General features: G+C 42.3%; 17 protein-coding genes. 13 read left to right on the top strand and 4 right to left on the bottom strand.

Features of this window, described 5'->3' with window-relative positions; translation table 11 throughout:
• Window positions 1–6: 6 nt before the first annotated feature.
• The 6 genes from ACJROX_RS03420 to ACJROX_RS03445 all read left to right on the top strand — a co-directional run bounded on the left by ACJROX_RS03420 (window position 7) and on the right by ACJROX_RS03445 (window position 3,664).
• Window positions 7–210, top strand: coding sequence for a hypothetical protein (locus ACJROX_RS03420; RefSeq protein WP_408009380.1), 204 nt, complete (start codon window positions 7–9; stop codon window positions 208–210).
• Window positions 191–508 carry a YbjQ family protein gene (locus tag ACJROX_RS03425; RefSeq protein WP_408009381.1) on the top strand — a complete coding sequence of 106 codons (318 nt, stop codon included), beginning with the start codon at window positions 191–193 and terminating at the stop codon, window positions 506–508. The genes ACJROX_RS03420 and ACJROX_RS03425 overlap by 20 nt, the downstream gene beginning before the upstream one ends.
• A 20-nt stretch (window positions 509–528) precedes the next feature.
• The gene (locus ACJROX_RS03430) at window positions 529–1,086 is read left to right on the top strand and encodes an N-acetyltransferase family protein (RefSeq protein WP_408009382.1); all 558 of its coding nucleotides are present in this window, start codon (window positions 529–531) and stop codon (window positions 1,084–1,086) included.
• Between the two features lie 114 nt (window positions 1,087–1,200).
• On the top strand, window positions 1,201–1,743 hold the full coding sequence (locus ACJROX_RS03435) for a type II secretion system F family protein (protein ID WP_408009384.1): 543 nt from the start codon (window positions 1,201–1,203) through the stop codon (window positions 1,741–1,743).
• Window positions 1,744–2,210: 467 nt separating this feature from the next.
• The gene (rsgA, locus tag ACJROX_RS03440; RefSeq protein ID WP_408009385.1) at window positions 2,211–3,260 is read left to right on the top strand and encodes a ribosome small subunit-dependent GTPase A; all 1,050 of its coding nucleotides are present in this window, start codon (window positions 2,211–2,213) and stop codon (window positions 3,258–3,260) included.
• The gene (locus ACJROX_RS03445; RefSeq protein ID WP_408009386.1) at window positions 3,227–3,664 is read left to right on the top strand and encodes a secondary thiamine-phosphate synthase enzyme YjbQ; all 438 of its coding nucleotides are present in this window, start codon (window positions 3,227–3,229) and stop codon (window positions 3,662–3,664) included. The genes rsgA and ACJROX_RS03445 overlap by 34 nt, the downstream gene beginning before the upstream one ends.
• A 209-nt stretch (window positions 3,665–3,873) precedes the next feature.
• On the opposite strand, the gene ACJROX_RS03450 is transcribed toward ACJROX_RS03445, so the two are convergent.
• The gene (locus tag ACJROX_RS03450) at window positions 3,874–5,232 is read right to left on the bottom strand and encodes an alanine/glycine:cation symporter family protein (protein ID WP_408009388.1); all 1,359 of its coding nucleotides are present in this window, start codon (window positions 5,230–5,232) and stop codon (window positions 3,874–3,876) included.
• 153 nt (window positions 5,233–5,385) lie between these two features.
• Here ACJROX_RS03450 and ACJROX_RS03455 point away from each other — a divergent pair, with 153 nt between their 5' ends.
• Entirely contained in the window at window positions 5,386–5,853 is a 468-nt protein-coding gene (locus ACJROX_RS03455; RefSeq protein ID WP_408009389.1) for a low molecular weight protein-tyrosine-phosphatase, read from the top strand.
• A gap of 29 nt (window positions 5,854–5,882) precedes the next feature.
• Here the strand turns inward: ACJROX_RS03455 and ACJROX_RS03460 are convergent, their stop codons facing one another.
• The gene (locus ACJROX_RS03460; RefSeq protein ID WP_408009391.1) at window positions 5,883–6,146 is read right to left on the bottom strand and encodes a GlsB/YeaQ/YmgE family stress response membrane protein; all 264 of its coding nucleotides are present in this window, start codon (window positions 6,144–6,146) and stop codon (window positions 5,883–5,885) included.
• 152 nt (window positions 6,147–6,298) lie between these two features.
• Between ACJROX_RS03460 and ACJROX_RS03465 the strand changes: the two genes are divergently transcribed.
• The 4 genes from ACJROX_RS03465 (at window position 6,299) to ACJROX_RS03480 (ending at window position 10,606) form a co-directional block, all read left to right on the top strand.
• Complete coding sequence (locus ACJROX_RS03465; protein WP_408009392.1) at window positions 6,299–6,766, top strand: hypothetical protein; 468 nt, start codon at window positions 6,299–6,301, stop codon at window positions 6,764–6,766.
• Between the two features lie 118 nt (window positions 6,767–6,884).
• Complete coding sequence (locus ACJROX_RS03470) at window positions 6,885–7,709, top strand: YihY/virulence factor BrkB family protein (protein ID WP_408009393.1); 825 nt, start codon at window positions 6,885–6,887, stop codon at window positions 7,707–7,709.
• Window positions 7,710–8,179: 470 nt separating this feature from the next.
• Window positions 8,180–9,820, top strand: a complete 1,641-nt coding sequence (locus tag ACJROX_RS03475) for an acetolactate synthase large subunit (protein ID WP_408009394.1) — start codon at window positions 8,180–8,182, stop codon at window positions 9,818–9,820.
• Between the two features lie 306 nt (window positions 9,821–10,126).
• Window positions 10,127–10,606: a VanZ family protein gene (locus tag ACJROX_RS03480; RefSeq protein ID WP_408009395.1), complete on the top strand. Its 480-nt coding sequence runs from the start codon at window positions 10,127–10,129 to the stop codon at window positions 10,604–10,606.
• A 37-nt stretch (window positions 10,607–10,643) separates the two neighbouring features.
• Here the strand turns inward: ACJROX_RS03480 and ACJROX_RS03485 are convergent, their stop codons facing one another.
• Together ACJROX_RS03485 and ACJROX_RS03490 are read right to left on the bottom strand one after the other, a co-directional pair.
• Window positions 10,644–11,084: a redoxin domain-containing protein gene (locus tag ACJROX_RS03485; protein WP_408009396.1), complete on the bottom strand. Its 441-nt coding sequence runs from the start codon at window positions 11,082–11,084 to the stop codon at window positions 10,644–10,646.
• Between the two features lie 161 nt (window positions 11,085–11,245).
• A complete protein-coding gene (locus ACJROX_RS03490; protein WP_408009397.1) occupies window positions 11,246–12,418 on the bottom strand; it encodes an MFS transporter in 1,173 nt (390 codons plus the stop codon).
• A 136-nt stretch (window positions 12,419–12,554) separates the two neighbouring features.
• Between ACJROX_RS03490 and ACJROX_RS03495 the strand changes: the two genes are divergently transcribed.
• Both ACJROX_RS03495 and ACJROX_RS03500 read left to right on the top strand, forming a co-directional pair.
• Entirely contained in the window at window positions 12,555–12,941 is a 387-nt protein-coding gene (locus tag ACJROX_RS03495) for an OsmC family protein (RefSeq protein ID WP_408009398.1), read from the top strand.
• Window positions 12,926–13,537, top strand: a complete 612-nt coding sequence (locus tag ACJROX_RS03500; protein ID WP_408009399.1) for a YitT family protein — start codon at window positions 12,926–12,928, stop codon at window positions 13,535–13,537. The genes ACJROX_RS03495 and ACJROX_RS03500 overlap by 16 nt, the downstream gene beginning before the upstream one ends.
• Window positions 13,538–13,549 lie beyond the last annotated feature (12 nt).

Raw genomic sequence — 13,549 nt, forward strand, 5'->3', positions numbered from 1 at the left:
TGGAAAATGTCCAAATATAAATCTCTTATACTGCTTTTGACAGTTGTAATACAAGGAGCAGCAGTTGTATTCCTGTTCATCAGCTTATGGGTTTCGATCCTGTTGTTCATCATTTATGGAATTGCCATACTAGCGCTGTTCATTCTTACAGTCGTTGAACGGATCAAAGAAAAAGAGGAGGAAAAGAACAATGATTATAGTGACTACTGATACAGTTCCAGGTAAAGAAGTCATTGAGTTGAAGGGTTTCGTCAAAGGAAGCACAATTCAGGCTAAGCATGTCGGTAAAGACATTTTGGCTGGCTTGAAAACCATCATCGGGGGCGAAATCAGGGAATACAACGAAATGATGGAACAGGCACGCAAGATTGTGATTTCAAGAATGGTGGAAGACGCAAAAGCGAAAGGGGCGAATGCGATCATAGCCTGTTGTCTGCAAACCTCTTCTGTCATGGCGAATGCCTCTAAAATCGTAGCATACGGAACAGCAGTAAAGATTAACGAGTAAAAGAGAAGGGGAGGGAGACCATGATAGAAATCCGAAAACTGACACCAGAGGATGCAGAAGGTTATTTTAGACTCAGGTTAGAAGGGCTCGAAAATTTCCCGGAAGCCTTCGCATCTTCTTACGAGGAAGAAATTGAACGACAAGCAGAACAAGTTACAGAGCGTTTAAGAGGACAAAATCCTGATACCCATTTTACGGCTGGAGCATTTTACGGCGGTAAACTTGTAGGGATCGGAACTTTTTTGCAGAGAGAGAAAAACAAAACGAAGCATAAAGGTGATATCGTAGGGGTGTATGTCGCAAAGCATTTCCAAAGGAACGGTATCGGATTCAAACTTCTTCAGTATTTGGTAGAAGAGGCTAAAAAAATAGAGGACCTTGAGCAAATCCTCCTGACTGTGGTGTCGGAAAACAGTTCAGCGATCCGTTCTTATGAGAAATTAGGGTTTGTAGAATACGGGCTGGAAAGGCGTTCGCTGAAAATCTATGGATATTATTACGATGAATCATTAATGATGCTGATGTTGAAAAAAGAGCCGAAAATTGACGAAATGAATGACGCGCTTGACATTCCGTGAACAAAAATAACTATTGATGAAACTCTCCTATTGTTTGGGGAGTTTTTTACTTGAATTTAATTTTAGTCCCGGATGCACTGTCTTTTCTGATTCATACTATCTAAAACATTCGAATTGGGTGGAATCATTCTGTCAGTTACATTTGCGATGTTGGTTGCGATCATACTACCTCCTTATTATTTGAAGAGTAAAATGAAAGCTCGTTCACAATCTGCATTACACGAGCTTCCTGATGTGCTGGATCTTCTGACAGTAAGTCTTGAAGCGGGCCTCGGATTTGACGGTGCTCTCAGTAAGGTTGTTTCAAAAAAAGAAGGCGTCTTATCCACGGAATTCCACCGTTGTCTTGAAGAAATTCGATTGGGGAAAACGCGGAGGGAAGCACTCCGTGGTGTCAGGGAACGCTTGACGGTAGATGAAATCAACATCTTGATCAGCAGTATTTTGCAAGCTGAAAAGCTTGGAATCGGAATGGTAAACGTCCTGCGTGTCCAATCCGAAGAAGTACGCGAGCAACGGAAACAGCGTGCTGAACAAGAAGCGATGAAGGCACCTGTCAAAATGTTGTTTCCGCTTGTTTTGTTCATTTTTCCAAGTTTGTTCATCGTTCTATTAGGACCGGCAATCATCCAATTTATTGAAACATTTAGCAAATAATATTTACTTTCTGGAATGGACAGCATATAATGGAAACAGATTAAAGGACTTGAAGGAGGTTTTGTATTATGTACAAATTCATTGAAATGGAATATTCACCAATTGTATATGATGCACAGCCCTTCAAGAGATACGTCGTATAAAAATAACACGATTTCTTTCTATTTTTTGAATTTGCGTAATGAATCCATGGGCTGTGCGCGGCCTGTGGTTTTTTATTTATGATTTGGCTCTGTTAAATTTAATGTTGATTAGCGAAATTCGCGACACTCCTGCGGGAAAAGCGAGCCAAGCGAGACCCCAGCGAGGTATTAGCGAGGAGGCTTGCGGATCGCCTGCGGAAAGGGAGTGGATTTCGTAACAATCAACAATTAAAAATAATAGAGCTAAGCTTTTTGAAAACCATCGGTTGAATTTCCGGTGGTTTTTTTAACTTATCGTGATCTTAAAAATAGGAGGAAATTGAATTGAATTTACAACAACTAGGTTTTAATGAAGAACGTATTGAACAAGCAAACGAATGGATCAATAAAGGATATGAGCCGGGAAGAGTCGCACTGGAGCATAAAGGAATGTATACCTTGCTGACAGAGCATGGTGAAATCCGTGGCTCCATCTCTGGTAAAATGAATTTTGAAGCAACAAAACGTGAAGATTATCCTGCGGTAGGAGATTGGGTCATGTGTCAGATCCGTGAAAATGATCGTGCAGCTACGATTCACTCCATCCTGCCGAGAACCAGTAAATTTTCAAGGAAGATTGCTGGTTTGACAACAGAAGAACAGATCATTGCAACGAATATCGATACGGTATTTTTAGTGAATGCGCTGAATAAGGATTTCAATGTAAGAAGGATCGAGCGTTACCTGCTGATGGCATGGGAGAGCGGTGCAAATCCGGTGATCGTGCTCAGTAAATCGGATTTGTGTGAAAATATCCAGAAATGGTTAAATGAAGTAGAAACAGTCGCTTTCGGTCTGCCCGTTCATATCATCAGTTCTGAAACGGGTGATGGTATTGATGAAATCACACCTTATCTGACAGAAGGAAAAACTGTTGCACTGCTTGGCTCATCAGGTGCCGGGAAATCGACACTGGTGAATCGCCTGTATGGAGCAGAAATCCAAAAGGTGAAGGAAATCCGTGAAGGCGATGATAAAGGGAAGCATACAACGACCCACAGGGAACTGTTCCTTATGCCGCAGGGAGGGTTAATGATCGACACGCCTGGAATGAGAGAGCTTCAATTGTGGAATACGAATGATGGGTTATCCGAAAGCTTCCGGGATGTCGATGCACTTGCTGAAGTATGTAAGTTCAGGGACTGTCAGCATGATAACGAGCCAGGATGTGCAGTAAAAGCGGCCATTGACACAGGGGATTTGACGGAAGAAAGGTATGCATCCTATAAAAAATTACAACGTGAACTTGCTTATCTCGAGCGAAAGAATGATCAGAAAGCAAAGCTGGAAGAGAAAGCGAAATGGAAAAAGATAACGAAAAGCATGAGGAGGTAGCGATGCTATACAAACAGTCCATCCAAACAAATAGCCATGATGAAATGCTTGACGTGACATCAACAGTAAAAGACCTGATCAAAAAAAGCGGGATTGCCAACGGGGTAGTTTATATCTATTGTGCCCATACGACTGCAGGAATCACAATCAATGAAAATGCAGACCCTGATGTAAAGCACGATATGTTGATGAGATTGGATGAAGTCTATCCATGGGAACATGAAAAATATAAACACGCTGAAGGAAATTCCGCATCGCATTTGAAAGCGAGTACGGTTGGAAGCTCGCAAATAGTAATTATAGAAGATGGAAAGCCAATCCTCGGGACCTGGCAAGGCATCTATTTTTGCGAATTTGATGGACCTCGGGCCCGCAACTACTATGTAAAAGTTATCAAAGGCTGAAATTGAGATCATCCTGTTCTCGAATAATGTTATCTTTAAAAAACAGGTGTCAAACATTAAAAAATGAAAATTATCATTAAAATTTTCAAATCATCTTTAAAACAAGAGAATTATCTTAAATTCAGCGAAATTATCTTAAAAACGTAAATTCCAGCGTAAAATGAAGAGACCCAAAAGGTAATTTCGCCCTTTGGGTCTTCTTCATTTTTTTATGCTGAATGTGAGGTTTGCTTTTGTTCTTCTTCTTTTTTCACGGCAAGGAATCTCTTTGTTTCGGCCACGACTACACCGGATAGACCGAGAAGTCCGATCAAGTTCGGGATCGCCATCAAGCCGTTGAAGATATCCGCAAGCGTCCAAACAACATTGAGAGAAACGGTTGTTCCGACGAATACTGCTAGGACAAACAATAATCTGTAAAATTTCACTGAACTGTCTCCGAATAGGTAAGAGAAACATTTTTCGCCGTAATAGGACCATCCTAAGACAGTCGAGTATGCAAATAGGATGATTCCAATCGTTACGATCAAAGCACCCGGTGCACCTAGGAAGCTTCTGAATGTTTCTGTCGTAAGAGCGGCACCATTCAGATCACCCTTATACATATCACCCATGACGAGCGTGATTCCAGTGATCGAACAGACAACGATCGTATCGATGAAAACTTGGGTCATAGATACAAGCGCCTGGCGAGCAGGGAAGTCAGTCTTCGCTGCTGCTGCTGCAATCGGCGCTGAACCTAAACCAGCTTCGTTCGAGAAGACTCCACGAGCGACACCCCAACGAATGACTGCACCTAGTGCACCACCCGCTACGGCTTCCCCTGTAAAGGCATCACTGAAAATCAAGCCGACAGCCCCAGGAACGAGGTCAAGGTTCATGAATAAGATTACAAGCCCCCCGACGACATAGAAGAGGGCCATGAATGGAACCAGGTATGCAACGACTCGGCCGATACTCTTGATACCACCAAGAATGACGAGCCCAGTCAATACCATCAGGATCAAGCCTGTTACCCACCCAGGAACATTGAATGTTGTCTGGACTGCATCTGCCACAGAGTTGGATTGAACCATATTCCCGATTCCGAATGCGGCAAAGGCACCGAAAAATGCGAACAGGACACCAAGCCATTTTGCATTCAATCCTTTGTCCAAGTAGTACATCGGACCGCCGGACATTTCCCCATTCTGGTTTTTGACTCGATATTTTACAGCTAAAATCGCTTCGGCATACTTTGTCGCCATACCGAAAAGGGCACTGAGCCACATCCAAAGGACTGCCCCGGGTCCACCGATGAATACAGCTGTTGCTACCCCGGCGATATTACCAGTACCGATTGTAGCCGCTAATGCTGTCATCAGGGCTTGAAAGTGTGAAATATCCCCTTCAGACTTTTTGTCCTGCTTTTTGGTAAAAGCCAATTTCAATGAATAAGGTAGTAATGAAAACTGTAAGAAGCTGAGTCGGAATGTCAGGAAAATACCAGTCCCGACAAGTAATACGAGCAACCAGGGCCCCCATACCCAACCGCTCACTTTCCCTAAGAACTCTTCAAACTGCGTCATTTTTTTTTCCTCCTATCTATATATGGTTACTATTTTAATATTCTACATAAGAGGGAAACATGCCTTTTTACATTGAAGAAAATGTTGGACAACCTCATAAAAAATCGATATTTGATACAATGAATAATATGGATTTAGAGAGGGGAAGTGTAGATGTTGAAGGTCCTATTTGTATCACTTGGCGGAATTTGTCGAGCTCCAATAGCAGAAGCGGTTTTAAAAGAAAAGTGTAAAAATGAGGGACTTCAGATTGAAGTTGATACAGCTGCCACCTATGACTGGCATGTTGGAGAACCTCCCGATGATGAAACTGTCCAATTTTTAACAAATGAAAAAATTCCCTTTACTCAAAAAGAAAGCAGGCAAGTCAAAGGAGAAGATCTGGAAACGTTCGATTTTATCCTTGCTATGGATGCTGAAACACTAGGCGAATTACACCGTCTAGCTGGAATGCGCCAAACAGGAACGATTTCAAGACTCCTTGATTTTGTAGTCGAGCAAGAGGAGGATGACATACTGGATCCCTACATGACTGGGGAGTTTAATGAAGCTTTCAATCTGATCACAATCGGCTGTGAGCATTTCATCCGTTACAAAATAAAAAGAGACCGACTCCTATGATGAGCCGATCCCATGCTTGAATTGTTTACTTAATGATGTCGACTTGGTCTTCTTGTCCGTCTCATGATCATGCTCAGCAAGAGAACAACGATGATGGCCCCGATCAGCGCCGGTATTAACGCGAGGCCTCCAAGAGAAGGTCCCCATGAACCGAGTAATAATGAACCGAGCCATGCTCCGATAATCCCTGCAATGATATTTCCGATGATCCCTCCAGGTACATCTCGCCCGACAATAAGGCCAGCTAACCAACCTATGATACCACCTACGATCAAGGTCCAAATAAATGACATATGGTATTTCCTCCTTTAAATTTTATTTTTATATTTGTAATTTTTCATACCCTGCAAAAAAAATCCCTAAACAATTTTCTCCTGATGTTTTGGTTTTCCGAGAACAGGGGAAATTAAATACTATTCAACAATATAAAAAGGAGAGATCATTTATGACTCAATCTGTATACACACCAGAACAACAAAAAGTAAACCAAACCACCCCAGTGAGCATGAACAAAAAAAAAGAGGGCTCTTTCCTTTGGAAAGGCATCCTGATCGGCGCAGTTGTTGGAGGTATGGCAGCGTTAATCGACAAGAACACTCGTAAAAATGTGCAGACACGTTCAGCAAAAATCAAGGACCAGACATCATCTTTATATAGGACAGTAAGGGAAGATCCTTCGGTCATCATGGAAACAGTAAAGCATACGATGGACACTACATCTAAAGCGTTGAATGATTTATCTCGTGAAGTGAGGGATGTCATCCAGAAAGTTGATGAAGTTCGACAGCATTCTGTCGAGACGTATTCAAGCATGAAAGAGGTCGGCGGGGAGCTGAAAGATGTTTCCGGCAAAGTGAGAGACGCCGGGAAAGAATTAACGGACATACATGACCATGAGGACAATAAATATTAAGGAAAGACCCATTGAACCAATCCAGCAAGATTGGTTTACTCTTATTGGTTCCGAAAATGGGACAAACATTGCTTCTATATAAAGTAAGCCTGGGACCTATGGATTGGGGGGAGTGGTGGTGGTGAGATTAAAGCAGCCATCGAAAAAGATATTCTGGAAGGATTTATTCCGACGGATACAAGATGACGGTGTAACCGATTTAGCAGCACAGCTTGCTTTTTACTTTCTGCTGTCACTCTTTCCATTTCTGATTGTGACAGTAACCATCCTCACGACAATCGTGGACAAAAATCAATTGTTTACCCTTATACAACTCTATGGACCGCCAGAGTTGATGAATATCGTTAAAGAGAATACGGAAATCATCAATAACCAGGGTGGCGCGATCCTTTCAGTTGGGATCATCGCTACCTTATGGACGGCGTCTAATGGTATGAATGCCGTGATCAGGGCATTGAATCAAGCTTATGATGTGGAAGAAAGCAGAAATTTCATCGTAGCCAGAGCAGTTGCGATGATGTTGACACTCGGTATGCTTCTCATCATATTCGTGGCTATGGCTTTGCCGGTTTTTGGACAGATGATTGGCCATATTTTCGGGTATCTTGGACTGCCCCATTGGGAAGCGATATGGAATGCTCTCAGGTGGGTACTTAGTACACTCATCATCGTGTGCGTAATCACAATTATTTATTTTGTCGCACCGAACAAACGTTTAGGAGTGAAGAATGTCTGGATCGGAGCTGTTTTAGCAACAGTTGGTTGGCAGTTCGTATCATGGGCATTTTCTTTTTATGTCAATAATTTCGGCAACTTTAGTGCCACTTATGGAAGTCTAGGCGGGGTCATTGTATTGATGCTTTGGTTTTATGTCTCAGGTTTGATGCTCATTATCGGTGGAGAAGTGAATGCGACATTCAATAAACTCCAGAAAAATACGTGATTTCAGGCTTCGCATATTCGTAATTGATGAGGAGAAACTATAGTTATTCTTTTGAAAAGGAGAATAACAATGAGCGATAATAAACAGAACCATAATGTGAAAAATAACAAAAAGCATAAGAGCGATAGTAAACACAAAACAAGCAGCTCTGCCAATAAGAAAAACCAATACCATTAAGTCTGTGGCCATCCAATTAGGGTGGCTTTTTTAGTAAGCCAAGGAAGTGTGAAATATTGGTTGTGGTGAAGGAGTTTTAATCGCACAACCACTGATCACTTCAGTCTTCTTGCAGCGGCGCAAGCCTTCTCGTCGGTCTTCCAGTGTCCTTCGTGGCTGACCCATGGCGATTGAACTTTTTTAAAGCTTTTGGATATGCTAGCAAAATAAATAGGTTTCAAACCCACTGTTAAAAAAGGAATGAATACGATAGACCTATTTATTGTTGTAGGAAAAAATGGAGGGATTCGACTATGCGAGTATCCGAGTTATTTGTAAAATGTCTTGAAAATGAAGGGGTCGAATATATCTTTGGTGTACCAGGAGAGGAAAACATTGATTTTCTTGAAGCACTGAAGGAATCGGAAATCGAGTTCATAACAACAAGACATGAGACTGGGGCAGCATTCATGGCCGGCGTGTATGGCAAATTGACAGGAAAACCAGGTGTTTGTCTTGGGACACTGGGCCCTGGGGCAACAAACCTTTTGACAGGGGTGGCGGAAGCAAACATGGATAAGACGCCATTGATCGCCATAACAGGACAGGCGGGACTGGAGCAACAACATAAGAAGTCCCACCAGTTTTATGATCTGATTTCCATGTTCAAGCCGGTTACGAAGTGGAATACCTCCATACGTGATAAAGATATAGTGCCTGAAGTCGTCCGAAAGGCATTCCAACAAGCAGTGAGTGAAAAGCCTGGGGCGGCTCATATCGAGCTTCCAGAAGATATTGCGGAGTTGGAAGTGGAAGGGACACTTCAGGAGCCATGGGCCAACAAAATGTTGACCAGGGCTCTCGATAAGGCGATAGACGATGCTGCCCAGGCAATCGATGAAGCGGAGAATCCGATTATACTCGTTGGGAACGGAGTAACAAGAATGAGAGCATCGGAACCGCTTCGACGTTTTGTTGAGAAAATAAGGGCACCGTTTACAAGCACGTTCATGGGGAAGGGTGCGATCACCTATGAACATCCGCAGAACTTGCAAACTGTAGGCTTGCAAGAAAAAGACCACATTGTATGCGGAATAGACAAAGCAGATTTGATCATTACAGTCGGTTTTGATTTTGCAGAGTACTCTCCTTCAGCATGGAATCCGGATGGAAAGAGGCAAATCATCCATATTGATACACAGCCAGCGGAGGTTGATATGTGCTATCCGATAGAAGTAAGCGTGGTTGGTGATATTGTTGAAAACTTGAGCCAGCTGACTGAAAAAGTAAATGCTCGTGAGAAAATGGCTCCGTTTTTTGAAAAGCTCCGCAATGAAATCATGGAGGATCTCGCTGAACATGAGGAAGATATATCGTATCCGATGAAACCGCAAAAGATTGCAGCTGATTTAAGAGCCGTATTAGATGACGATGCTATTTTGCTTTCGGATGTAGGAGCTCATAAGATGTGGCTTGCCCGTTACTTCCATTGCATCAAACCGAACACATGCCTCATTTCGAACGGTTTTGCCTCAATGGGAATTGCACTACCTGGTGCAATCGGAGCTAAGCTTGCATTTCCAGATAAAAAAGTGGTAGCTGTTGCTGGGGATGGTGGATTCCTGATGACAGTGCAAGAGCTTGAGACGATGGTCCGCTTGAAATTGTCGATTGTTGTCGTTGTTTGGACCGATAACCGTTACGGATTGATCGAATGGAAGCAGATGAACGAGTATGATCGCAGTTCAAGTATTACATTTGAAAATCCAGATATTGTCCAATTGGCGAAAGCGTTCGGTGCTGAAGGAATGAAAGTTCTTCGGGCTGAAGAATTCAAACCGCTTTTAGAAAGGGCGTTCGAGCTTGAAAAACCAGTCATCATCGATTGCCCTGTTGATTTTAAAGAGAATGTCCGCTTGACGGAGCGTTTAGGAAACATCATCTGCAGTAACTGAATTGAGAAGTGAAGATCTATGATTGAAGGGTTAGTTTGTTATGAGTATAGGTCTTTTTATTCGCACCTACGGTCTCAGTTTTTAGCAATATGCGAATGTTGTGAGGAAAAAGCACCTGACTTAAAGCAAGGTGACCCTTTTTGTGTGTTTGGAGAACAGGCTTTACTTGCTGTTCGCGCTTTTATACTTGTGTAGATAATTTCGGCCTAAATACAGTTTTACCATCATAAACTAGTACTGCAAGTCCTATTTATGTGGTACACTATTCCTGGTTTTGTGAGGGATAGGAACAAAGGAGTACAGCATATGCAAATACAAAAAGGTGCAAGAGAATACGCTCGTATGAAGTGGCGATGGATAGGAGCAATCCTATTTGTCTGTTATTTATCAGTCCTGATATACTCCACTTTGTTCACCTTCAACTATTACGTGTATGGAAAGTCATTTAATCTGGTCCTGCTTGATAGCATCCGATTGATGTGGAGAAGCGGGAATTATTGGCTGATCTTTAAAAATGTAATCGGTAATCTACTATTGTTCATGCCGTTAGGCTTTCTATTGCCATTGATGTTGCGAAGGCTTAATTCTTTTATTAAGATGTTCTTCATCTCGTTCGGCGTGAGCGGGTTGATCGAACTGCTGCAATTCTATTATGCAAGCCGAATCTTTGATATAGACGATATATTGTTGAATGGACTAGGTGGGCTCGCAGGATTGATCATGTATAAAATAATAGCGTTCTTCTATAGGCTATATGAGAGGAATTTCAAAAATAGAAGGAGCTGACCGAGTCAGCTCCTTCTATTTTATTTATAGATAGATATTATTTTCCTAGTACGCGATTGACACGTTTGGTCAACATTTTCATTCCGTCGCCGCCTGCTTGGAAATGCCGAAGCTTGCCTTCACTGTCGAATACATAATAAGCAGGAACGTATTGATTTTCATAAGCGTCTGTTAGCTTGTGCTGGTTATCAACAAAAATCGGCTGTGTAATCCCATGTTCAGCAGCAACATCTTTTATTTGTCCAATATCTAGATCTTTTTCTGAACGAGGCATGTGGACTGCAACCACATTCAATTCGTCTTTATAATCATCACGGAATTGGTTGATGTTAGGCATTGCATCTTTGCACAACTGGCAGCTTACAGACCAGAAGTGGACAAGAGTCGGCTTATCTCCGACTAATTGATCTTTCGAAACCTCACCGTTCAACCATTCAGTTGCACCTTCAAATTCAGGCATTTCAGTACGTAATCTCATTGTTTGATCGACTCCTTTAACTATATTTACATTAAAATAATTATTATCTGATTACGATTTTAAAAGCTAAATCATAATTCGTCAATTTATCTGTCTCAAATATAGTATACCTTGGCAAATAAAGGGTTAAACCTTTTGCTGTACTTGGGTGATCGTGTTTTCTAAGATTGTCCCTCAACAGTTTGTTTTGACTGGCTCTGCTGGAAAAAGGTGATGGCGATGAACAGGATAAGCATCATACCTCCGATTGTGTAATAGATACTTCCTTCTTTAAAAAACTGAATGGCAAATCCACCGATCAAAGGACCGAATATGCTTCCTAGACTGAAACAAATGCCAGCCAAGATATTTCCTGCCGGGAGCAATTCTCTTGGGAGAAGGTCAGCCATATAAGTGATCCCCATTGAAAACAAAGAGCCGAGAAATAATCCTGCAACGACAAACATCGTAGTCAAGTAAACGAGTGAATCGGCCAGGTTCATCGCTAAAAAACTCATACCACCGATGAATAATGAAATCATTAGGATCGGTTTTCGGCCGAAACGGTCACTTAATAATCCGAGTGGAACTTGGAACACGAGAGCACCGACCGCGAAGGCTGGCAGGAGGATTGATACGGCTTCGATACCAAGTCCTTGACGGATGGCGTACACCGGGAAGTTACTATGGACGGCTGTTTCGATAAATCCATATCCGAACGTTCCAAGCAACCCGGCCCAGGACATTCTGAAAACTTTTCCGTACCTTTGCCATGTGCTTTGAACATCTGGTGTCGTGATGTTTTCCGGATATTCATTGTCAATTCGTATAAGCAAGGATAATGAAAGTACACATAGTGCTGCTGCAACGATGAAGGGCAATGCCTGATGGATTTCGACAAGCCTTGTCATGACAGGCCCGATACCAAATCCGAGTCCGAATGAAACACCATAGATGGCAATGTTCCGTCCACGTCTTTTTTCGGTGCTCATTGAGGTGAGCCATACCTGTGTCGCGAAATGGAAAATATGGTCCCCGATCCCGATGAGGACACGGAGTATGAACCAGAACCAGATTGCTTCCCATAGCGGAAGGATGAGCACCGATACACAAGTAAGAGCAATACCGGTAATGATCAGCTTTTTGTAGCCGAATTTATGTAATGGTTTTTCAATAAAAGGTGAAATAAGTAAGATGCCGATATAAAATGCAGACGCACTGAGACCGTTTACGCTTGATGAAACTCCGGCCCTTTCAAGCAGTATAGCGAGCAGTGGCAACAACAATCCTTGCGCAAACCCGGAAACAAAAACGACGGCGATCAGAACGGCGAATCGATAACGTGCGGAACGCATAACTTGTACTTCCTTTCATAAGTTGGTACATTTTTATATATTGGTTTATTCTTTTACAATCATTGAAATTCTACAAAAAATCCTTTAAACATTATATCAGAGTACAATCTTCTTTGAGAGGTCAGGTGGGCTGAAAATGGAATATAAAATGACTGAGGGCGGATTTACGACAAAATTTGAATACGGTAAGCTCGATATCTCCGGGAATGAGGAGTATGGCTTCCGCCCATATCAACTTCTCGTTTCATCGGTTGCTGTGTGCAGCGGAGGGGTATTGCGAAAGGTATTAGAGAAAATGAGGTACCCTTTTGAAGATATCGCAGTGAATGCTAATGTCGAACGGAACGAGGCAGAGGCAAACCGTATAGAGAAAATCGAACTTACTTTTCATATCAAGGCATCAGATTGGAATGAACAGAAGATTGAAAAGGCGATGCAGCTGACTCGTAAGAACTGTTCGATGATCCAATCAGTGCAAGACAGCATTGAGGTTGTGGAAAGCGCTAAATGGGTCCAACTATAAAAACTTTCATTTTTTTATCAATGGGTGCGATCATTCAAGGTCTTGGTATGGGCCTGTTTCTTTTTCCACACCATATCCCATCTGGCGGGGCTGCAGGAATCGCCATTTTAAATGAATATTTTTGGAACATTCCCCATGGCTGGTCTTTGTGGCTCGTCAATGTTCCTTTGTTGTTCGTAGCAGTAAAATTTCTCGGTGCCGCTTCAGCAGGGAAGACGATATTTTCAGTAACAGTTACTTCGATTACCGTTGATCTGGTCGGTCTCCTGTTACCTCGGGCGATTTCGATACCGTGGATGGATCTTATCTTTGGTGCATGTCTATTCGGGATCGGTGTGGGTATTCTTTTTAAAAATGGTGCATCCTCTGGTGGTATGGCTATTTTGGCACAGATCTTCGCGAAAGTGTTCAAACGTGCACCTGGTCAAATGATGTTCTGGATCAATGGAGTGATTTTTTTCTTAACAGCATTTGTGATCGGCTGGTGGATTTTCTTGTTCGCGATCTGTACCCAGTGGATCGGGACACAGGTTTTAGATCGGGTCTATAATGGGGAAATTACATTTGTTAAACTTCGGAAGGCACTCCACATCTAAAGGAGTGCTTTT

This window comes from Pseudalkalibacillus sp. A8 (assembly GCF_045920555.1).
Taxonomy (GTDB): domain Bacteria; phylum Bacillota; class Bacilli; order Bacillales; family Fictibacillaceae; genus Pseudalkalibacillus.